The following is a 22,061-nucleotide window of genomic DNA, read 5'->3' on the forward strand; positions in this document are numbered from 1 at the left end:
TGCAGCCACTAGTTCAAATGAGGGGCAACAAATCTGCTGCCCCTAACTTGAAACCTGTACACAGCGGATAGCTGCATGTTTTACCTATTCCTTTTCTACTTTCAATGTTCTTTTAGTATCGCCTGCTATAATTGTTACCAAATAAACCCCTTTGGCCAACTGCGCTGTTTCTGCCATGTACAAATGGTTGTCGCCACTATTTAAAGAATACTTCTTGCTGAACAGTAATTTGCCGTCCATCGTAGAAAGGCTTATCTGGGCTGTTGCTGTGGAAGGCATATTAATTACCAACGACAAAGCCGCTTTAAATGGATTGGGCGATACAGTAACCGTCACCTCTTTTTTGGTAAGCATCACTTGTATAATACTGCCATAAGTATATTTTCCGTCTTTGTCTATTGCCTTTAGGCGGTAATAATAAACAGGGCTAGATAAACTAGGCAGTAAATCAATACAATCATAGCTGGCAGATGCTGCATTTTCCTTGGCTGCCACCTTTGCAACAGTGGCAAAAGACACACCATCCATGCTGCGCTGCACTTCAAATAAGGCTGTGTTTACCTCATTGGCCGTTTTCCAGTTGCATTTTACATGGTTGCTATTGGCAAGCGTGGCGGCGAAGCTGGTAATTTTTACAGGCAATGGCGATGAGGTGGTAATAAATAGGTTATTAGTACTATCGCTGTAATTACCTAGCTTGTTTAATGCCCGCACATAGTATATATAGCTGTTATTGGGCAAAACGGTAGTATCTACAAAAAAGGTATCGGTAAGCATAGCTATTTGCTTATTGCCTCTAAACAATTCGTATTCATTTACCAATGTATCTATAGATGCATTCCAACTTAAATTCACTTTATTGCTACCATTAGCAGCACCTGTTAACAACAATGGTTTTGCTGGTGCAATATCATCAATCCATATAGTACCATAAACGGTTGGGGCAGCATAAATACCTGTTGTTGCACCAGTAGTACCCACTTGATAAGCACCCACAACTATTGGAACCGGAAACTTGGTACCTTCTACTATTTGAGTTATTACAAGTTGGTTACCTACAATAACCGCAGGGCCGTTTCTTACAAAATACTCTACCGGCAAACCAGAACTAGCTGTTGCCTTGAGGGTAACAGAACGGGTATTTACATCTATATTATTAACACGAGGGAAAGTAATAAACTGGCTTTTTAATCCTAACAAACTACTTTGTGTTCTATCTATCCGCACATTGCGCAATGAAGCCGCTACGGTATCGTTTCCTTCTTTATACAATGAAACATAGCTCTGTGTATAACCACCTGCACTAGGTAAGAAACGTGTAAACCTTAGCTTGAAAGTAAGGTTGCCAATATCTTTAAAACAGCTTGCATTGCAACGAGATTTTACTGGAAGATTGGTAATAGGCAATGAAGTAACGCTAGTATCTAGCAGCACTTTTGTACTTAATTTCATGGGTACTACCAACAAGTCTTTCGTATTTTGATACGCGGTATCAATGGGCCAAGGTTTATCGAATGAGGAAACGGTAAGTTTCATGGTATTGGTACTATCCATAAACTTAATACCATCATTCTTATGATAACTATACACAGCCTCAAACAAGGTATCTGGTGTGCCATCTAATTTTAGTATCGTAAACTGTTCTACCTTTTTAAAGTATTCTGAAACAGCTATTTGTTCGCAAGTGCGTGCTAATTCTTCATCAAAATACCATTCTGTAGTCTTTTTATTTCCTGTATATTGGTTATAAGGGGCAGGTTTAGTGTAATTGGTAGAATCATTTGCTTTAAAATAGTTTTGATCTACCAACCAACCCTTTGTAAAATCTAATGATTTCAATACTGGTTTTACTGTTGGGTCTGTAGGATATACATCGGGCAAACGTGCTGCACATGATTTATCAATAAACATGGCCAAAATGTGCAAGGCACGGGGCATTGCATTAAAATGCCCTTCGTATATATCTTTTAAACAGCCTGCATATTCCATTCCTGGTTTGTACACGCCTGTACCATCATCATTTCTATAAATACCTGTAAATCCTGACCCTATACTTTGCGTAGAAGGACGTAACCTACCTTTTCCGTTTTTAAACAATCCATCAATGGTTTCTGGTAAATTGCCTTGTGCATAATACATAATAGGTACATCTTTCATGGTATTATTAGGCGCAGGCGAAGAAGAACTGCCTCCATTTGCACTTCCTTTGTAGTAGGTGTAAATATTGGGTAACCCAGATTTTATAGGGATGGCAGCAATACACTTCGTATTATCTCGCATAGCCACATGAAAAGGAAAGTCTAAATAAGCAGAGTGTGCCATTGGGATAAAAGGCGAGTTAACCAATTCTGGATGATTGCTCATGGCAGCAAAAGCAGCGATAATACTATCCATTTTTGCAGCAGCAGTGGGTAGGGTAAAGTCGAAACTTAAATAGTTTGGCGGGGCTAAAAGCGAATTTCTAAATGTATTTAGTACCAAAGAAGCCAAGCCCCATTTCTCAGCCACCTTTCTTATTTCTGAGTATTCCTGCACTTGCCGCTCTATGTTATTATTAATACAAATCATGATTCCCTTTACCACTTTTGTATGCGGGGGTATCCACAAATAAGCTCCGCTGGTACTATCTGCATCTTTTACAAAATATTGGTAAAGTGAGTTAATATCTTCTGGCTCTGCAAGGGTTTCTGACTTGGCAAAAGTATTTTTAGCGTTTACTGAGTCTGCAAATAGTACCCTTATCGTATTTCCTTGGTGATAACTAGGTATAGTTACTGGTAAAGAGGTGATAGAAACCATTGAGTTTCTAGCAATAGACACGCCTACACTTTTACTAGAATCTATTACATTACCAAAACCATCCAATAACTGTATAATCAGCCTTCCGGTAGTATCATGTAGTGGGTTATTGTTTCTAACATCTGCCGTAATAGTTATGGCACCTGTATTAATTCCAAAATCATTTACAGCCGTTCCATTCTGCCAATATTTTGTATTCATCACTTGTATTTCTGTCTGTACTGCGGTTTGGGCAGTCCACGCACTATATCTTCCATAAGTACCTAAAGAATCTTTTGGCAATAACTCAATATATAAATATTTACCAATTAAAGCGGTATCAATAGGATAACTAATGCCAGTAGCGGCAGTTGTAACGCCCGTTTTTAAAATTTTATAATACCCTAGGTTAAAAGAATCAGATACATAAATACTATAAGCAGTGCTTTTTTCTGGAATATTATTAGGGCTTTTGTATGTATAATTCACATGGAAAGATGCCGTAGCAGCAATATTGCCAGTTTGCCTGATGCTGTTAATTAGTAAGGGGCCATTGTGCTCTGCAACAGCAGTGGCTGTAACAGCGGTAATGGGCATACCATTAGTATAGCCCGATGCAGTTGCAGGATATACCCTAAACGCTAGGTATTTACCAATATCGTTTCTAGTAGTATTATACGATAGGGTGGTTGCACCAGGAATAATGGTAAAAGGTCCATTGGGGTTGCGTGCACTTAGCCACTGAAAATTAGTGCCTGCCGTGTCTGTACCCGTTAAAGAATAACTACCAACAAGGGTTTGCAAAGTTTCTACAATGCCGGTGATAGCTACATTGCTAGCAGCAGGTGCAGCGTTGGGAAGCGCAAGCGATACATCGTCCAAATCAAGGGTATTGTAATCGCTAATCGCATTTACATCAAACGTAAACTGGTTCATCAACAATGTAGGCGTAGTAGTGGCGATGGTTCCACCAATTGTTTTTATCAAAGAATCGTTGCTCACTTGCTTTACCGTTCCAGACAAGGCTATTTTTGTGTTAGAGGAACGGCTATACCTTAATGTAACTTGATACCAATTATTGTTCACCAAGGTAAGATTTCCTGATGGCACAAAACTGGCCCCTTGTATAGCACGGAGGCTTGTTTGCAAAGCCAATGCGCTGATGGTAGTGGTGCCATTAGCCGTGTTGTTGTCGCCGTTGTATGTGGTAGGCGTGCCATTGAACCCAATCCGATTAAAGTTACCGCAATTCGTTCCCCCTGTGGCCAAAGGCAGTTTGTTGTAACGCATTTTATAGCTTACAATAAGGTCGCCATAGCTATAGGTCAGTGTTTTTTGCAGCCTTATGGTTATGTAATGGCCAGGGGTAGTAGCCCCTGCATTGATGCGGAGTATTTTGTTGGCAGTGCCAGAATCGTACTGAACAGTGGCTGCCGAGGATGTACCAAACAACTCCCAGCCTATTGCCTGGCTATTGATGGTATCGCCCGTAAACCCATCGCTAAAAAGGATTGTGGACTGTGCCTTTGCGTTAACTGCAAAAATGAAAAAGGAGAGGAATAAAAAAAGTTTGGAGCAGGAGAGAATACTTTTTTTCATGGCAAGCAAAATTTAATCAATAAAGTCAATCGAAATAAAGACTGCAAGGTAAACTTGCCTCTCTTTTTTCATCAGTTCCAGCAAGCCAAAAGTTTGGTGTTTTGTTGCAAGGCATAGGGGAATAGAGGCTGTTTGGTATAGGTATAGTGGATAGGCTGCGCTAACATTTTGCCCAGCAGGACTAAACCTACCGAAAGTTTTAAACTTTCGGGTAGTTGCCGATCACGCCTAGCAGGAAGAACGAAGCAAAGGGTACGCGCAACAAACACGCACCAGCAACACTTCTTTATTTGTATTGTTTTAGTTAGGGTTAAGTTGACGTAGACTAGTTGGAATAATACAATAAAAGTAGTACATACCTGCTTCGATTGTATTATCCCAATCATTTATTGTTTTACAAACTTCAATGTAGTGGTTGCTCCTAATGCAGTACCCACCCTTAGGTAGTAAATGCCTATTGGCAACTCACTGATATTGATGGGTGGGTTGGTGGCATTGTCTGGTTTTTTTGTAAGCACGGTTTTGCCCAACACATCCTGCACCAAGACATCATTTACCTGTGTGCCTTGTATGGTTACGATGTCTTTTGCAGGGTTGAGGTAAATAGATAAGTGCGTATTTGTAATGGAGATAGCAATGGTTTTGCTATAAGTATATAAACCATCTTTATCTACTATTTCTAAACGGTAATACAACATACTGGCATCAGGCAAATTGTCATCTGCAAAACGGTAGCTACTGGCACCCTTGGTTTTTACGGTGCCAATATTTAAAAACGCCGTGCCATTGGTACTACGTTGAATGTTAATATGCGAAACATTTACCTCGCTAGCGGTTTGCCAGTTTAAAGATACCTGATTGCTTTCTTTATTGGCTGTAAAGGAAAGTAGGTGTAGTGGTAATGTGCTTGGGCAATTAACCGCTATAGGGCTGTGTTGGTCTGTATTATTTCCATTTCCTAATTGCCCAAAATGATTCCATCCCCAAGCCCATAAACTGCCATCGGTTTTAAGGGCAATGGTATGACCATTCCCACAAGCCACCGATTGCCAGTTGGTAGCATTGCCTATTTGCACAGGGCTGTTTTGGTTGGTAGTATTCCCATTGCCTAATTGCCCATAAAGATTATATCCCCAAGCCCATAAACTACCATCGGTCTTAAGTGCAATTGTATGGCTACCACCAGCAGACACCGATTGCCAGTTGGTAGCATTGCCTATTTGCACGGGGACGGGGCTGAATTGGTTGGTAGTATTCCCATTGCCTAATCGCCCATCAAGATTATATCCCCAAGCCCATAAACTACCATCTTTTTTAAGGGCAATCGTATAATGTTCTCCACAAGCCACAGATTGCCAGTTGAAAGCATTGCCTATTTGCACGGGGCTGTTTTGGCTGGTATTATTCCCGTTGCCTAATTGTCCATAACCATTCCATCCCCAAGCCCATAAACTGCCATCGGTTTTAAGGGCAATAGTATGATAAAGCCCACAAGCCACCGATTGCCAGTTGGTAGTACTGCCTATTTGCACGGGGCTGTTTTGCTGCATAGTATCCCCATTGCCTAATTGTCCAAAAAAATTATATCCCCAAGCCCATAATGAGCCATTGGCGGCAATGGCAATATTGTGATTAGCTGATGGGGAACTGGCAATTGCTTTCCAGCATTGTGCATTTAGTTGGGTGGCACTTGTACATGCTATAAGGCAAAGGAGCGTTGTGTAAATTGTTTTTTTCATTTAGTTTAAATTTTTGTTTGCCTATTTCCTCCTTTCGGGTTGTATAGGTTTGCTTGTTTATAAAAGTCCTAAAATCTTTTTTATAGGGTTTGGTTATTTGTTGCTATTGTTCCACCTATCTATAGTCCCCTTCTTGCGTATCCTCCCAGCCTGCGCTTCCTTTTATTTGCTTACGCCTCTAACCGCACGCAATAGCACCCCTTCCAAATCCACGCTCGCATTGTGAATACATAAGAAGATAAAACCAGCGGTTTTGTCGTAGCCAAGGGTGTTGGCTGTATGTGGTTCAAAGCATTTGGGATTGTGTAGCACGGTGATGTATTAAAATTTTACATTAAAAGAGCCATCGGTAATTGTTTTCTTTTGATTATTCATATAAATATCCCCTGAAAAAATACCTGATAACCCAGCATCATTTATAGAAAGGATGGTAGCTGTAAACTTATTAGACGAAGTATCATATCGTTTGGAGTAATAAGATACATAGGAAGAACTGTCTATAAAATCATATTCAAAATTGGTAGAATAGTGTCCAAGAACATCGTAATAATTGCCCGTTTTAAAAGATGAGTCTGAATTAAAATAAAGGCGCATATTCCCAAATGAAGTAGTGCCATAAATGAACAACTGGTTCAATGATGTGTCTTTAGTAACAGTTGTATAACCATTGAAAGAAACTTTTTTGCCATCAACTGTTGCCACTAACACATTGGTTACATAAGCAGGTTGCGAACTTGAACTTTTGCTGCATCCTGCGTAGGCAAGAATAATAATAGTAAGTAATCAGACACAATTATCTTGCTATTATTTCGTTTATAATAGTATGGGCATAAAAGTAAAAGAAATAATTCTGGATATTGGGATAAAGGGATCTTTAGAACATTGTTTTCGAACAGATAGGCGTCATTGTGTGTGGCAGCGTTGCCAAATGGTTCTTTAAAGGCCAAGGGTTTCGGCTCTTCAAAGATAGGCAACTTAACAGGTACGGTTGCGTGAGTGTAGATGGCTGGGTAATGCTTTTTGAGAAGTTGGGATTATCTGTTTTATATACGAAACATAGCCGTGGTCGCAAGGCGATATTGTCCAATGTCGACCTTGGCATTGCCAGGTATGCGGTTGTTGAGGAACGGCAACGTTTGTCGCAAGCTAAATTGCTGATAGAACAAGGGTTGGGCATACAGTTCAAGGTCAATGAACGCGGCCAGCTGCGCGCTGGTGGTTACAAAAGAGCTATGGGCGTTTTTTGACAATTCCCTTTTCGAGGGGTGGCCGTAGGCCAGGGTGGTTGTTCCCCTCTTTACGCATTCTTTGCATGAACACCTCTGCGAACCTCTGCGGTTATATTCTCTTGCCTTTGTGGCAAAAAAAAACCTATTGCTTCTCAAAACCCACATTGCTCACTTTGCCGTCTGTTGTTAGTATACGAAGGTGGTAAACACCAGCAGGCAAACCAGACAGGGGAAGCATGGGATTAGTGGCATCTTTTAGCTGCACCTGTTTTACCACCCTGCCCATGTTGTCTATTACCTGCACAGCAGCTATATGGCTGCTATGAATGGTTACAAAACTGCTTGCAGGATTGGGGTACACCGAAACAGCCAAGAGCTGTGAGCCAGCAACTGAAACAATATTGCTATAAGCAATGCTGCCGTCTTTGTCCACCATTTGCAGGCGGTAGTAAGCTCTGCCTTGCAGGGGGTTGTTGTCTGCATAGCTATAATTCAATACGCTGCTGCTATTGCCGGCTGCCGCTACCTTGCCCAAGGCCGTGAAGCTGCTGCCATTGCTGCTGCGCTCTACTACAAAGTAGGCAGTATTGGTTTCGTTGGCAGTTTCCCATTGGGTAACTACACCATTGTTGGTACTATTGGCCGAAAAAGCAACCAATTTTACAGGTGTGGTGCAGTTGCCTGTGCAATCAGCACTCAATTTTACTACCCAATAATCATAACCGCCATGATTGCCACTAACATCGCCATCGTTGCTGCCAGTTTGGCCTGCCACTATACTATGTAGCCCCCATCGGAGGTGGGTTGTACGCTGTAGGCATAATCATCAGTAGTTCCCCCCAAAGCCTTCTGCCATTGCAGGCTGCCTGTGCTATCCAGCTTTGCCACCCTATAATCAGCACCACCATTGCCACTTACATTTCCATTGATGCTTGTAGTAAGGCTATAGCCTGCCACTATATAACCCCCATCGTCTGTGGGTTGGAGGGTATTGGCTTTATCATCTCCAGTCCCTCCAAAGGTATTTTGCCATTGGAGGATGCCCTTACTACTAAGCTTTATTACCCAATAATCATAACCACCATGGTTGCCGCTTACATCCCCATCTTTGCTTCCAGTATAGCCTGCCATTACATAGCTCCCATCAGCTGTCGGGAAGATACTTGTTGCACCATCATCACTGGTTCCCCCAAACGTCTTTTGCCACTGCAAGATGCCCATACTATCCAGTTTTACTACCCAAGCGTCACCTTCGCCATGATTGCTACTTATATCGCCATTATTGCTTTCAGTATAGCCTGCCATTATATACCCCCCATCAGCGGTTGGTTTGATGATTTTGGCAACATCTTCACCAGTTCCTCCAAATGTCTTTTGCCATTGTAGGCCGCCCGTGCTACCCAGTTTTACTACCCAACAATCAACACCATGGGTGCCGTCGCTATCGTTGCTGGTTGTTTTGCCTGCTATTATATAACCGTTATCGGCTGTTGTTTGGATGCTGTAAGCCTCATCCAAACCAGCCCCACCTATAGCCTTTTGCCATTGCAGGTTGCCTGAGCTGTCCAGTTTTACTACCCAACAATCGCCGTCTCTATGGTTGCCACTTACATCGCCATCGTTGCTGCCAGTAAACCCTGCTATTATATAGCCCCCATCGGCAGTAGGTTGTATACTTCTTGCATAATCCAGACCACTTCCTCCAAAAGTTTTTTGCCATTGCAGGTTACCTGCACCGTCCAGCTTTATTACCCAACAATCAGTTCCTCCATTGTTGCCGCTTACTTCGCCATTGTTGCTACTTGTATAGCCCGCTACTATATAGCCCCCATCGGCGGTATGTTGTATACTTTGAGCAACATCATTGCCAGTTCCTCCTATGGCTTTTTGCCATTGAATGGATGGGGCTGTTTGTGCATTTGTTTTTGTGGCTGCCGCCAGAGCAAGGAGGCAGAAAAGCAGGGGGAGAATTTTGGTACATTTTTTCATGGTGTGTTTGTTTGCAGGCGATGAGCGTTTATGGTGTTGGATATTGCTTTGTTTTTAAACATATCATGCCCCGAAAATAAGGGAATTGTTTTAAAAAGTTATACAATTGATAAAATGATTTGGATGATTTTAATGATTGAAACCCTTAGCCTGAAAGGCTTTTATTAAGGGTGCATTTCAAAACTTGGCTGATTGTATTATGCTTAAATAGCTAAACCCAACCCTCCGAGGAGGGGAACGTTTTGCACCCTCGCCTTCCACACTTTTAGGGTTGTTGCCTCTCTATTCGCTCCTGTCTTCACTCTGGTCTCGCAGTTCCCCTCTTGGGAGGACCACAAAAAACCTCCGAGGTTTCAAAACCTCGGAGGTAGGCTTTTCAGAATAGGCTCTAAAGACTTAGTACAGTTTTAAGCTATTCCTTCGCTTTCTGCATCCTCGTCATTTCGAGGCACGAGAAATCTAATCGCATAAAGAGATTCAATGATTTATAAGGGTAAGCCTTTATAAGAATCAATCGAGCTAGGTATTGCCTGCAGGCAGGGGCATAGCGCTGGGTCAGCCCGGAACCAAAGCCCAATGATTGCAATATTGCCGATGTTTTTTCCATAGCCAAATATATAACGTCACGTCCGAACTAAAGCCAAGTGAACGACCTTTGTAAAACCACAAAGTTTATGAAAAAGTAAAACTTTTTGAAAGACCAAAGCCTGCCGCAGGCCTCCAGGGCAAACGCATCAAAATTTAATCTGCGCCTAATTGCCTATTTTATTCAAAAATGCCTCTTTTCAGTTCTTTTGCCTCATAGCCGGCGGGCTTCAACCTCACCCCCAGCCCCTCTCCAAAGGCGAGGGTAGCTTTGGCACCGCCACTCTATTTTATCCTTTGAAAAAAATAGGCTACGCATTTTTTTCAATCAGCCTGCGGCTGACCGGATAAAATAAGGTGGCTTATGCCAGGACTGGTGTCAAACTCGAAGATTCGAGCAAAATGAATTTTGATGCGTTTACCCTGCGCAGGCCTCCTTTTGTGTTTTTTTCAGGGTTGTTTTTTTTAATTTTCAATTTTTAGGTTGTTTATTTGCTGTAACTCATTGATATACAGTTGTTTTGTTCATAATTGACGAAGGTTTTACCGTGATTTAATGGTGATTTAATGATGATTTATTGTGTATCAATGTGGATTTATCGTGTATCAATGATGATTTATGATGTATTAAAAGTGATTCATTTTAGGTTGCCAAGTCCGTCTGTTGCTAAACTGCCGTAAATTAGTCTACAGTCGGCGATAGTCCAAAAGTAAAATCCTATATGGGGGCATATTTCCCCCATGAGCATCCAAAATTTCCCCCATTTAGGATTGTCCTTTTGCACATATACTAAATCAATCCCAACTTTGTAGTGTATATGGCTCTCTTGTTTTTAGTAGCACAAACCCTGTGGTTAGCCTAACCACAGGGCAAACGCATCAAAATTATTTTATGCCAAATTGCCTATCTAATTCTACAATATTTCAATTTAAGGACTTTTGCCTCACAGCTGGCGGGCTTCAACCTCACCCCCAGCCCCTCTCCAAAGGCGAGGGTAGCTTTGGCACCACCATTCCATTTTATGCTTTGAAAAAAATTTCGTGCCGATTTTTTTCAATTCCGTCTTAGACGGAACCCCATAAAATGAGGTGGCTTGTGCAATTACTGGTGTCAATGCGCAAATCTTACCTCTAATAAATTTAGATGCGTTTGCCCTGAGCCAAGCCTTATCTCGCTGCCCGTGGGGCTTATTTTTAATAAACAAAAAAAGCATTACAACAGTTTGCATCCATGCTCAAAAAACACTCCCAAATCACTCAGTTTTCTGCGAAAATCACGCACAAAATATGCACAAATCACTCATAAATCACCCACAAATCACTCGCAAAACACTCACTTGTAAAAACATTAAAACACTGTATTTCAATAAGTTATGGTTTACAAATGCCTCAAAAATGAATTTATGGTGTCAAAAGCCAGCCAAACTAAGCGAGCAAAGCCCCTTAAAGCCGGCAAGAAAAGGGTTAATAGCATAGGCTCAAGTGCAGGTTTGGTTAATTTGCCACAAAGGCACGAAGACTCAAAGCGACGCAAAGTTTTAAGCGAAGTAGCAAAGAAAAAAAGAAGAAAAATGATGTTAGTAATGGTTTCAAAATAACTTTCCCCATTTAGACCTGGCAGGTAAGCTATTCAGAATAGGCTTTAAACACTTCGTACAGTTTTAAGCTATTCATTCGCTTTCTACATCCCCGTCATTTCGAGGCACTAGAAATCTATCTGCACAAAGAGACTCTATTGTTTATAAGGCTAAATCTTTCATAAAAATCAGTCGCGATCACATTCGATTAGATTTCTCCTATGTCGAAATGACGGGGATGGATTACCAACCTTTATAGGGTTTCAAACCCTATAAAGGTTAGCCTTAAACAATTATTTAAACGCTACTTCATTCCACCTCAGTTCATTTTTAAACTGGTACAGGTTGGTTTCCTTGCCAATTAAAACAAACTCTATCCCCGCCATTTCTGCAAAGTCTTGCAGGTTCTCGGCGGTAAGGTTTTGGCTATAGCCAGTATGGTGCGCTCCGCCGGCCAGTATCCATGCGGCACAGCCTACATGCATGTTCGGGTAAGGTTTCCATAATACCCTTGCCACAGGCAGGTTAGGCAATGCATTTACCGGTGCTACGGCCAATACTTCGTTTACCAACATACGGAAACGGTTGCCCATATCTACAATTGATGCATTGATAGCCGGGCCAGGTGCAGAGTTGAATACTAAGCGTACAGGATCTTCCTTGCCGCCAATACCCAAAGGATGTATCTCGCAGCTTGGCTTGCCACTGGCAATGGACTCGCATATTTCTAGCATGTGCGAGCCGAGTACCAGTTTATTGTCGGGGTTAAAATGGTAGGTATAATCTTCCATGAATGAGTTGCCGCCTTTCATGCCACTACCCATTACTTTCATTGCCCGTACCAAGGCAGCTGTTTTCCAGTCACCTTCACCTGCAAAACCATAACCTTTGGCCATTAAGCGTTGCGAGGCAATGCCCGGCAATTGTTTCATGCCATGCAAATCCTCAAACGTATCTGTAAAGCCTTTGAAATTGCCCGCTTCCAAAAAAGTCTGCAAGCCCAATTCTATTTTGGCAGCTTCCCTAAGTGAACTATGTTGTTGACCACCTTTCAATAAAGATGGCACCAATGTATAGCTATCAGCATATTCTTGCACCAAAGTATCTATAGCGGCATCGCTTATTTCATTGATTACTTTTACCAAGTCGCCAATACCATAGGTATTAACGGAATAACCGAATTTTATTTCCGCTTCCACTTTATCCCCTTCTGTTACGGCTACATAGCGCATATTGTCGCCAAAACGGGCGAATTTAGCACCCTGCCAATCGTGCCACCCAGCTGCAGCCCTTGTCCAGTCGTTTATCTGTTGCAAGGATTCTGTATCCTGCCAATGCCCTACTACTACTTTCCTGTTCAGTCGCATACGGCTCATCATAAAACCAAATTCTCGGTCGCCATGGGCACTCTGGTTTAGGTTCATGAAGTCCATGTCAATCGTTTCCCAAGGAATATCACGGTTAAATTGGGTATGGAAATGCAACAAAGGTTTTTGCAAAATCTTCAACCCACCAATCCACATCTTCGCTGGAGAGAATGTGTGCATCCAAGCGACAATGCCTATACAGCCTTTTGCCACATTTGCTTCCTGGCAAATGGCATAGATTTCCTCTGGTGATTTTACCGTAGGTTTAAATACCACTTTCACGGGTATTTGCTCTGCATCGTTTAAAGATGCTGCAATCACTTGTGAATGTTCTGCAACTTGCTTTAAGGTTTCTTCGCCATACAAATGCTGGCTGCCGGTTACAAACCAAACTTCTAGTTCTTTTAAGTTTATCATATTTATGTTTTTTTATTTTTTTTTGCCACAAAGGCACGAAAACACAAAGTGACACAAAGTTTTTAAGGGAAAGAAGAAGAAAAGAAAAAAGAAGGGAATTTATAGTAGCAATAGCTTTTAGCCTTTTTTTCTTTGTGCTTCTTTGTGTTTTCGTGCTTTCGTGGCTACCTTTTTTGCTTACTTCACCCCAAACTTATATACCGTGGTGTGCGTGTAAGTCTCACCCGGCTTTAAAATAGTGCTTGGGAATGATGGCTCGTTGGGGCTATCAGGAAAATGTTGTGTTTCTAAACAAAGCGCAGCATGTTTTACATATTTAGCCCCACCTTTTGTATTGGTCAACGTACCATCTAAAAAGTTGCCGCTATAAAATTGGATACCAGGTTCTGTTGTATAAACTTCCATCAAACGCCCGGAAGCGGCATGGTAAACGGTTGCTATTTTTTCCAAGCCTTTACCTGTCCTAGTTAATACCCAATTATGGTCGTAGCCGCCTTGCACGCTGTCTAAATCTTTTCCTACCAATTTAGGTACTGTGAAATCCATAGGCGTGCCTTTTACATCTAAAATTTTACCTAAGGGTATTAAACTGGTATCCACTGGCGTGTATTGCGCAGCTAATATCATTAACTCATGGTTATTGATGGTAGAATCTGCGCCAGCAGATAAATTGAAATAGCAATGATTGGTCAAGTTGATAGGTGTTGCCTTATCTGTTTTTGCCTTATAATCTATCTTTAATTCGTTGGCAGAAGAAAGGGAATAAACCACCGTAACATCCACATTTCCAGGGTATCCTTCTTCACCGTCTTTGCTATGGTAAACCAATTGCAGGCTGCTATCGCCTGGCAATTTTGTGGCAGTCCACACTACTTTGTCATAGCCTTTTAAGCCACCGTGCAAAGTGTTTGCCCCATTGTTCACGGCCAATTTATACTCCTTGCCATCCAAACTAAACTTAGCTTTTGCAATACGGTTGCCATACCTGCCAATCAAGGCACCAAAATATGGATTACCTTTTTGCAAGAAACCACTCAGCGAATCGTACCCTAACACTACATCGCCATCTTTCCCAGCTTTGTCTTTGGTAATCAATTTGGTAACTGTGCCACCATAATTAATAATACTCACCTGCATTCCCGATGGGTTACTGATGGTGTACTCCGTAATGGCAGACGTATCTAATTTGCCAAATGCTTTTTCCGTAATGGAAAAGCTACCTGCATTTTCTGTTGCAGGTTTGTTTTTACAGCTAATGGCAGCTGCAAGCAATAATAAATAACTGTACTTTTTCATATGGTTGTTTTACCCCCATCCCCAAAAGGGGTGTTATTAGAGGATTGGTTATTAAATATAAAACTGTCTTTCTTGTGTTTACTGAACTGTCATTTGAATGTTGTTTCATTTTTTTTGTTAGACCTCACCCCAGCCCTCTCCAAAGGAGAGGGTATACACAAGTCTCATTGAAGCAAAAGTTGCCCTCTTGCATGTAAACCTCACCCCCCAACCCCCTCTCCGAAGGCGAGGGGGAGCCAAAACTTGACAAAAAGCAAGAGATTTTATGATAAATTTCTCTTGCAGTTATCTATTTGAGTCAAACTAAAAAGCTAAAAAGATGTGTATATACCCTAGCTCCAAAGGAGAGGGAGCTAGCCTCCGACAAAAAAGAAGCACTTAACTTTTGAATGCTATTTAATTTACAATGTACTTCCGACTTATGACTTACCACTTACGACTATGATTGCCCATAATAACTATCTGGCCCGTGCTTGCGCTCGAAATGTTTCTTAATTAGCGCATCTTTTAGCCTTGGGGCAGCAGGGTTTATTTGCCCGGTTAAAAAAGCCATTTGCGAAACTGATTCTAATACAGCACTATTGTAAACCGCCTTTGCCGCGTTCTTCCCCCAGGTGAAAGGTGCATGGTTACCCACTAATACCATTTCCACTTCCTTATAATCCAAACCTTTTTCCTTAAAGCAATTCATTATTTGAAAACCTGTTTCATATTCATAATTGCCTTTAATCATTTCATCGCTCATAGGTGGCGCACAGGGTATGTCAACAGTGTTGTGGTCAGCATGGGTAGTACCCAAAATAGGTATATCCCTTTGCGATTGTGCCCATGCAGTAGCAAAAGTGGAGTGTGTATGCACAATGCCATTTATTTTTTCCCAATGCTTGTATAGCACAGCATGGGTTTGCGTATCTGAGGATGGGCGGTACTCCCCTTGAACGGTTTTTCCGTCAAAATCTACAATCACCATTTTGTCCGGCGACAAATCTTTATAAGGCACGCCACTTGGTTTGATGGCAAAAACGCCGAGGCTTCGATCGGCGGCACTTACATTACCGAAGGTAAAAAGTACCAAACCCAGTTTGGGCAATTGCATATTGGCTTCATAAGCCTCTTCTTGAATGTGTTGGTAGGTATACATTTTTTAATTAGGAATTAAGAATTAGGAATTATTTATACCTTTTCCAAATACTAGGATTTAACACCTAAGATATTATTTATTTAAGTTAATTTTTGTTATTTTCAATAACACTACCCCGTGCGACGCAACTTCTGTTTCAAATTTTTCAGCTTCTATTGTTACATCTTTTTGCCGCCACACATCCCTTATTTGTTGCTTACCTTCAATGCCCAAGTCATTCCAGTTTGCAGTAATGGTAGCTTTGTCCTTACTACGGTTAAATAAGCCAACAGCAAGGCTACCATCTTCCAATGGCTTAGCAAATACATCCAAAGAATCTTTTGAATAAACCCTTTTAGCCGGCTTGCAGAGTATATCTTGGTCTATATCAATCACTTCATCATTGGTAATAAGGTTAAGGGTAAAAGCATCCAATTTGTCTAGGTCACAGCCTAATAACAAGGGAGCAGACAGTAAGCTCCATAAACTAATGTGTGTGTATTGTTCATCTGGTGTAAGTTTGGTACGATGCGGCCTACCCCAACCAACATAACCTACAACAAGCATGTCAGGGTCGTTGAAATGCCCGGGTAAAGAATAGGATGCCCATTTATCCTGCGAGAAGCCAATATTGCTCATGTTCTTCCAGCTATCGTTTATATCACCAGTTGTACGCCAACTTTGGGCAAAGGGTGCTACGGCTTTAATATTGTTAATCAACGTTCTTGGGTCGTTGTTAGAGAGGCTTAAAATAATATCCCTTTTTGTAGCCCTTATGGCATTGTCCATAGCTATAACAGACGGGGCCTCTACAGGGGCCCAATCGTATTTCAAATAATCTATGCCCCATTCAGCCCATTGGCGGGCATCCTGATTTGCAAATGAATATTTACCAGTATCGTAAGGCAGCATTTTTTTATTCCTCGGAGCCTTATTCATTTTAAAAGAAGAATCAGTAGTGCCATCAGCGTTGTTGGAACTACCACCAATCCTGCCTCCATAAGATTTTGTCCAGGGTGTTGAGTAGATACCTGCCTTTAGCCCCAAACCATGCAGGCTATCGCAAAAGGCTTTAAGACTGGAGAATTTCTTTGGGTCTGGCTGTATAGCATTGTAAGTGCCCCCCCTTTCTCCCTGCCACCCATCATCCAAATTGATGTATGCCCAGCCATGTTCATCCAAATGGGCAGATATGAATGCCTTGGCAGAAATCATTGCTTTTTCTTGCGAAATATTGATTCCCCAGCAGTTATAGCTATTCCAACCCATCGGAGGCGTTAGCGCAATATCGTTGCCTACTATTATTTTGAAATTGCGTTCAGCAGTTCCTAAAGTGTTTTTGGCTTTTATTACCAAGGTGTAGGTGCCAGCAGTAGTTAGCACCCCGGTAATATTGCCCGTTTGCGTATCTAATTTTAAGCCAGTGGGCAAACCTTTTACAGAAAGCTGCATTGGGCGTTTGCCGGAAACTGGTATGTGATACAGAAACGGAGAACCTGGCCTTGCACCAAACACTTTTGCTCCATTAATACGTGGTTTCAATGACGAAACTGGTGTGAGAATAAGCGATTTTATAGAGTCATTTACCTCTATATATTGCCCACAAACATAATTATTACCAGTAATGAACATTATTGTAGCAATTGATAAACAGAAGAAAATGTTATTCCCTTTCATTTCAAAAATATTATAGTAATATATTTTATTTCAGCTACACCTATAACCCTATTTAAAAGCCAATTTTAAAATCGTTACAGAATAGGGCTTAAAGTTGTAAGTAATATTTTTGCCCATCCCTTGGATTGGGTTTGTAACAGGCACTATCTTTTTAGGGTCGGTGAGTGAATTGGTGTCTGAAGTTTTTTCAGAACTAATAATAGTCGCAAGCCCCACAGGCAATAGTTCTTTTTTGCTGACAATATTAAGCGTAGCTGGCAAAGCGCTTGCAGATACATTTACAACCTTTAAAAACAGGGTCCCCATTTTGCTATCCTTAGTTACAGAATAGAACAATTGCTCGGTAGTGTCTGCGGCAAGCGGCACATTGCTGATGGAAGATTTTACTGCTTCATCCCCGATATAAGTAGAAAAAGCTTTCTGTACATAATATGATGGCGAGCCGTAACTGCTCACTGTGTTATACCCAATCAAGTCGCTTTTCCACTGCATACCACCAGGGTTTACGTTTACAAAAAGCGGTGCGTAGCAGCTCATTTTTACAATGTCTGCATTGCGTTCCAAGCCAGTTAAAAAAGCAGCATCGCCCAAAGCACCTAGGAAATTGGTAGTAGGGAAACCTTCCCGGCAAGCCCACTCGCCTTCAAATACTTTGGCATCACTCCTTATGTAACTGTCGTACTTATGGGCTAGTTTCAAAGATTGTTTGAATGAAAAATAATGGTGTATGTCTTCCATGTCAGGCACTCTTGAAGTTACATGCGCACTGGAAATAACTTGTATGGCAGGGTATTTTGCTTTGATGGCATCATAAAAAGCAGTAAAACGGGCATCCCATGTTTTTTGCTTGTCAAACCAGTCCTCATTGCCCACTTCTACATATTTCAATCGGTAAGGGAACGGGTGGCCAAGCTTGGCACGCACCGCACCCCATTTTGTACTTTTTTCACCCGTGAGGAATTCAATTTCATCCAACGCATCCTGGATATAGGGTTGCAAAGAATCACCCACGATTGGGTTTACTTTGGTTAATAACAGCCCATCAAAAACAGCTAATAAAGGCTCCATTTTCAAATCTTCGCACCAACCCATAAATTCCATCAACCCCAAACCATCGGAGGAATGGTAGCGCCAAGAATCGTTGTTGTGGGTTGGCCGCTGGGAAATATCGCCGATTGTATTTTTCCAATTGAAACGGTTTTCTAATTTGTTGGATTGCAAATAATTGCCTCCGGGGAAACGAAGGAAGCCCGGCTTCATGTCTGCCAGCAGTTCCATGATGTCTTTTCGGTTGCCATTTGGCCGATTGTTGTAAGTGGGTGGGAACAAGGAAACTAGGCTAAACCAAACCGTGCCTTTGTTTTCGGCAGTGATGGTAAAGCGGTTGTTTGACGATGTGTCCACATCACCAGTGGTTAGCTCAACGGTATATTTTTTCCATTCACCAGATATTGCCCTTACCTGTGTTCTTGCCCAAACAGTTACGCCGTCATTGCCTTCAATGGCTATGGTAAGCGGCCCACTGAAACCTGCGGCAGCTTTTGCATAAAAAGAAGCCGTGTAATTGGTGTTGGGATGCACGGGTATACCCCAAAAGCCATCATTGGAAACTACAACTCTGTTCCTCGCATCAGCCGAGGTGATGTCTAACCGTAAGTTTTTGGTTAATGCCGTATTCTTTTGCTCGATGCTATCCAATGAAATAGTACCAGTGGCTGTGCCTTCCTTTGCCAAAGACCAATGCTCTGGCTTAGTAGGGTTATCCTTAAAAGCCCTGTTCCTGATTAGCTCTGCATATATTCCACCATCATAGGAATAATTGATTTCTTCTGTCATTAATCCATAAAACTGTGGGCTTATTTTCCCAACTGTTTGTTCGGCATTGATGGTAATAACAGTTGCAGGTTTTGTGCTGTCCTGGGCAAATATTATACCCCCAAATAGGCCATTGGCAATTATTGCGGCAAGGCAAATCCTTTTGTAGTGTTTCATTTGTTTGTAATTTTTATTGTCTAAATTAGGATTTATTGGATTTAAAGATATTATGATTAAGTGTGAATTACTACACTAATCGATATTTAATCCTTACATCTTATAAATCCTAATCAAGACAAGGTTTCCTCAATAAAATTACCTAATTTAGAATAAGCCTCATACCTTTTAGCATAAATGCCAACAACTGCTGCATTGGGCTGATATTCAGCATCAAATCCTTGTCCCATTACTACCATCGCATCCTCTACTTTTGGGTAAATACCTGCCGCAGTGGCTGCAAACATGGCCGCACCCAAAGCACAGGTCTGCTCGCTTTTGTGTATGCGGATGGGCATGTTCATCACATCTGCCATCATCTGCATAATGAATGGCGATTTTTTTGCTACGCCACCCAAACCAATTAGTCCTTTTACAGGTATGCCTTCTTCTATAAAACGGTCAACTATTTTCTTTGCCCCAAAACAAGTGGCTTCTACCAATGCCCTAAACATTTTGGGGGCATCTGTCCCCAAGCTTAATCCTGCAAAAGCACCTTTCAAAAGCTGGTTTGCATCGGGCGTACGCCTACCATTTTGCCAGTCTATAGCCAGCTCCGCTTTTTCATCTATTGGCAATGCGGCTGCATTTTTGCTTAATTCAGCCAATAATTTATTTATTATTTCATTTTTTAAAGCCTCGGCAGTTTCGGTATCAATCAAAGACGTTTGTGGCAATAGGTTTTGTACTGGCCAAGCCAAAACATTCCTAAACCAGGCATAAGCATCGCCAAAGGCAGATTGCCCAGCTTCCATGCCCACCATGCCCGGTATAACCGAGCCAGGCACTTGGCCGCAAATACCTTTTATTAGTTTGCCAGCCACTTCGCTTTCGGGGGCTATTAAAATATCGCAGGTTGAAGTGCCCATTACTTTGCTTAGGTAGTAAGGCTCTATCTGCCCGCCAACAGCACCCATGTGCGCATCAAAAGCACCTACACCTATTACTACATCCGTAGGGATACCCAATTTTTCTGCCCATTCCTTGGAAATAGTGCCAGCAGCCTCGGCAGAAGTGACCGTATGAGAAAATAATTTAGTTGTAAATCCATCCAATAATGAATCAAGGGTAGCAAAAAACTCATTAGGTGGCAAACCACCAAATTCTGTTGCCCACAAGGCTTTATGGCCAGCACTGCAAACGCCACGTTTTAGGTGAGCAACATCGTTGCCGCCTGTTAGCAAATAAGGTATCCAGTCGCAATGCTCCACCCAAGAACCGATTGCACCAGCAACTGCTCCGTCTTCCCTGAGCACATGAAGCAGTTTAGCCCAAAACCATTCCGAGGAGTAAATACCACCTACAAATTGCAAATAGTTGGTTTCAAATTTGGTGGCATGGATGTTTATTTCGGCGGCTTCTTTTACGGAAGTATGGTCTTTCCACAGCACAAACATGGCATTGGGGTTGTTTTCAAAACCCGGCAGCAAAGCCAATGGTGTTCCATGTATATCTACAGCCACAGGTGTTGAACCAGTTGTATCAACCGAAATGCCTTTGATGCCTGCAGCCACATCTACACCTGCTTTTTGCAGGCAGTCCTTAATAGTAAATTCCAGCCCCTCTACATAGTCCAATGGGTGCTGGCGGAACAGGTTTTGCGAAGGGTTGCAAAACAGGCCTTGTTTCCAACGGGGGTAATAAAAAACGGAGGCGGCCACCTCTTCGCCAGTAAGCGCGTTCACTACTATTGAGCGGACAGAATCAGTCCCGTAATCAACCCCAATAACATAAGATGTATCCATTTTCATACAGCAATTATCTAAATGAGGGAGCTAATATACGGCAGTCTTTTAAATAAGTGTATTATTTACATTTATTTATTTTATAAGATTATTTACAGCATGATTTTTGGCAATATTAATATTGTTGAGATAGGGGAGTGGGTGTTTGTTGGGCATTGTTCCTAGGGGATGACTATACGAAGTTATGCCCACTCAAAGCAAGTAAAGAGATTCTAGTTCTTATGCAAAAACGGCAATAGTTTCTTTGGAAAATACGATTTTCGTAAGAAAGAAATATCAAAGTATTTCAGGGCAAGACAAAATTTATAAATCCAATAACTCTACACTATTTTCTTTGGCTGTTTTATTCAGGCTTACAATCACTTTCTGGTTGTGGAAAGTATCGATGGCTAAGCCCACATAATCTGCCTGTATAGGGTATTCACGGCTAAAACGCCTGTCTATCAACACGCATAATTCTACTTTTTGTGGCCTCCCAAAATCTAGTAGAGCGTCTAGTGCTGCCCTTATGGTCCTGCCAGTCCAAAGCACATCGTCTATCAGCACTACTTTTTTGTTTTCTATGCTGAAAGCAATATCTGTTTTGTTGGCCTTGTGCAGCTCTTTGCGTATATCGTCCCTGTAAAACGTAATATCCAGTTTGCCATAAGCTATTAAAGCAGGGCTTATGTTTTTTTGTATTTCCGCCACTATTTTGTCGCTTAAAAAAACGCCACGGGGCTGCAACCCAATCAGTACCGTATCTTGTAGCTGTATATGGTTTTCTAGCACTTGATGGGCAAGGCGCTTGATGGTAAGGCCAACCTGATGCTGCGATAAAATTGTTTTCAATCCAGTATTTGCTTTTGAATAAGGGGATAAAAATAGAGGCTTTACAAGATAAATCACAAAAACTTTTTAGTTACTCACCAC

The 22,061-nt window shown here is 41.7% G+C and carries 15 protein-coding genes; 2 read left to right on the plus strand and 13 right to left on the minus strand.

Going from position 1 to position 22,061, the window contains the following annotated elements; genetic code table 11:
* Positions 1 to 84 precede the first annotated feature (84 nt).
* The 4 genes from ACHFIY_RS13655 to ACHFIY_RS13670 form a co-directional block, all read right to left on the minus strand.
* Positions 85 to 4,377, minus strand: a complete 4,293-nt coding sequence (locus tag ACHFIY_RS13655; RefSeq protein ID WP_410846661.1) for a T9SS type A sorting domain-containing protein — start codon at positions 4,375 to 4,377, stop codon at positions 85 to 87.
* Between the two features lie 386 nt (positions 4,378 to 4,763).
* On the minus strand, positions 4,764 to 6,116 hold the full coding sequence (locus ACHFIY_RS13660; RefSeq protein WP_410846662.1) for a T9SS type A sorting domain-containing protein: 1,353 nt from the start codon (positions 6,114 to 6,116) through the stop codon (positions 4,764 to 4,766).
* A gap of 162 nt (positions 6,117 to 6,278) precedes the next feature.
* Positions 6,279 to 6,428, minus strand: coding sequence for a hypothetical protein (locus ACHFIY_RS13665; protein ID WP_410846663.1), 150 nt, complete (start codon positions 6,426 to 6,428; stop codon positions 6,279 to 6,281).
* A 9-nt stretch (positions 6,429 to 6,437) separates the two neighbouring features.
* Complete coding sequence (locus ACHFIY_RS13670; protein ID WP_410846664.1) at positions 6,438 to 6,818, minus strand: hypothetical protein; 381 nt, start codon at positions 6,816 to 6,818, stop codon at positions 6,438 to 6,440.
* A gap of 290 nt (positions 6,819 to 7,108) precedes the next feature.
* Between ACHFIY_RS13670 and ACHFIY_RS13675 the strand changes: the two genes are divergently transcribed.
* Entirely contained in the window at positions 7,109 to 7,363 is a 255-nt protein-coding gene (locus tag ACHFIY_RS13675) for a hypothetical protein (RefSeq protein ID WP_410844521.1), read from the plus strand.
* A gap of 124 nt (positions 7,364 to 7,487) precedes the next feature.
* Here ACHFIY_RS13675 and ACHFIY_RS13680 read toward each other — a convergent pair whose 3' ends face one another.
* A complete protein-coding gene (locus ACHFIY_RS13680; RefSeq protein ID WP_410846665.1) occupies positions 7,488 to 8,120 on the minus strand; it encodes a T9SS type A sorting domain-containing protein in 633 nt (210 codons plus the stop codon).
* On the minus strand, positions 8,120 to 9,334 hold the full coding sequence (locus tag ACHFIY_RS13685) for a hypothetical protein (RefSeq protein ID WP_410846666.1): 1,215 nt from the start codon (positions 9,332 to 9,334) through the stop codon (positions 8,120 to 8,122). The genes ACHFIY_RS13680 and ACHFIY_RS13685 overlap by 1 nt, the downstream gene beginning before the upstream one ends.
* 1,988 nt (positions 9,335 to 11,322) lie before the next feature.
* On the opposite strand from ACHFIY_RS13685, the gene ACHFIY_RS13690 reads away from it, so the two are divergent.
* Positions 11,323 to 11,517, plus strand: coding sequence for a hypothetical protein (locus ACHFIY_RS13690; protein ID WP_410846667.1), 195 nt, complete (start codon positions 11,323 to 11,325; stop codon positions 11,515 to 11,517).
* A gap of 272 nt (positions 11,518 to 11,789) precedes the next feature.
* On the opposite strand, the gene araA is transcribed toward ACHFIY_RS13690, so the two are convergent.
* The 7 genes from araA to pyrR form a co-directional block, all read right to left on the minus strand.
* A complete protein-coding gene (araA, locus tag ACHFIY_RS13695; RefSeq protein ID WP_410846668.1) occupies positions 11,790 to 13,280 on the minus strand; it encodes an L-arabinose isomerase in 1,491 nt (496 codons plus the stop codon).
* Between the two features lie 177 nt (positions 13,281 to 13,457).
* The gene (locus tag ACHFIY_RS13700) at positions 13,458 to 14,576 is read right to left on the minus strand and encodes an aldose epimerase family protein (RefSeq protein ID WP_410846669.1); all 1,119 of its coding nucleotides are present in this window, start codon (positions 14,574 to 14,576) and stop codon (positions 13,458 to 13,460) included.
* A gap of 439 nt (positions 14,577 to 15,015) precedes the next feature.
* Entirely contained in the window at positions 15,016 to 15,717 is a 702-nt protein-coding gene (locus tag ACHFIY_RS13705; protein ID WP_410846670.1) for an L-ribulose-5-phosphate 4-epimerase, read from the minus strand.
* A gap of 72 nt (positions 15,718 to 15,789) precedes the next feature.
* Positions 15,790 to 17,373 carry a putative Ig domain-containing protein gene (locus ACHFIY_RS13710; protein WP_410846671.1) on the minus strand — a complete coding sequence of 528 codons (1,584 nt, stop codon included), beginning with the start codon at positions 17,371 to 17,373 and terminating at the stop codon, positions 15,790 to 15,792.
* Between the two features lie 48 nt (positions 17,374 to 17,421).
* Entirely contained in the window at positions 17,422 to 19,365 is a 1,944-nt protein-coding gene (locus tag ACHFIY_RS13715; RefSeq protein ID WP_410846672.1) for an alpha-L-arabinofuranosidase C-terminal domain-containing protein, read from the minus strand.
* A gap of 113 nt (positions 19,366 to 19,478) precedes the next feature.
* Entirely contained in the window at positions 19,479 to 21,149 is a 1,671-nt protein-coding gene (locus ACHFIY_RS13720; RefSeq protein ID WP_410846673.1) for a ribulokinase, read from the minus strand.
* A 303-nt stretch (positions 21,150 to 21,452) separates the two neighbouring features.
* A complete protein-coding gene (pyrR, locus tag ACHFIY_RS13725; protein WP_410846674.1) occupies positions 21,453 to 21,980 on the minus strand; it encodes a bifunctional pyr operon transcriptional regulator/uracil phosphoribosyltransferase PyrR in 528 nt (175 codons plus the stop codon).
* Positions 21,981 to 22,061 lie beyond the last annotated feature (81 nt).

The organism is Parasediminibacterium schistidii (genome assembly GCF_046546515.1).
Classification (GTDB): domain Bacteria; phylum Bacteroidota; class Bacteroidia; order Chitinophagales; family Chitinophagaceae; genus Parasediminibacterium.

Excerpts from the sequence above, each read along its gene's own strand:
- ACHFIY_RS13705 (WP_410846670.1), bottom strand. The coding sequence starts at position 15,717 with ATGTATACCTACCAACACATTCAAGAAGAGGCTTATGAAGCCAATATG.
- ACHFIY_RS13720 (WP_410846673.1), bottom strand. The coding sequence starts at position 21,149 with ATGGATACATCTTATGTTATTGGGGTTGATTACGGGACTGATTCTGTC.
- ACHFIY_RS13690 (WP_410846667.1), top strand. The coding sequence starts at position 11,323 with ATGGTGTCAAAAGCCAGCCAAACTAAGCGAGCAAAGCCCCTTAAAGCC.
- ACHFIY_RS13655 (WP_410846661.1), bottom strand. The coding sequence starts at position 4,377 with ATGAAAAAAAGTATTCTCTCCTGCTCCAAACTTTTTTTATTCCTCTCC.
- ACHFIY_RS13660 (WP_410846662.1), bottom strand. The coding sequence starts at position 6,116 with ATGAAAAAAACAATTTACACAACGCTCCTTTGCCTTATAGCATGTACA.
- ACHFIY_RS13700 (WP_410846669.1), bottom strand. The coding sequence starts at position 14,576 with ATGAAAAAGTACAGTTATTTATTATTGCTTGCAGCTGCCATTAGCTGT.
- araA (WP_410846668.1), bottom strand. The coding sequence starts at position 13,280 with ATGATAAACTTAAAAGAACTAGAAGTTTGGTTTGTAACCGGCAGCCAG.
- ACHFIY_RS13715 (WP_410846672.1), bottom strand. The coding sequence starts at position 19,365 with ATGAAACACTACAAAAGGATTTGCCTTGCCGCAATAATTGCCAATGGC.
- ACHFIY_RS13685 (WP_410846666.1), bottom strand. The coding sequence starts at position 9,334 with ATGAAAAAATGTACCAAAATTCTCCCCCTGCTTTTCTGCCTCCTTGCT.
- ACHFIY_RS13710 (WP_410846671.1), bottom strand. The coding sequence starts at position 17,373 with ATGAAAGGGAATAACATTTTCTTCTGTTTATCAATTGCTACAATAATG.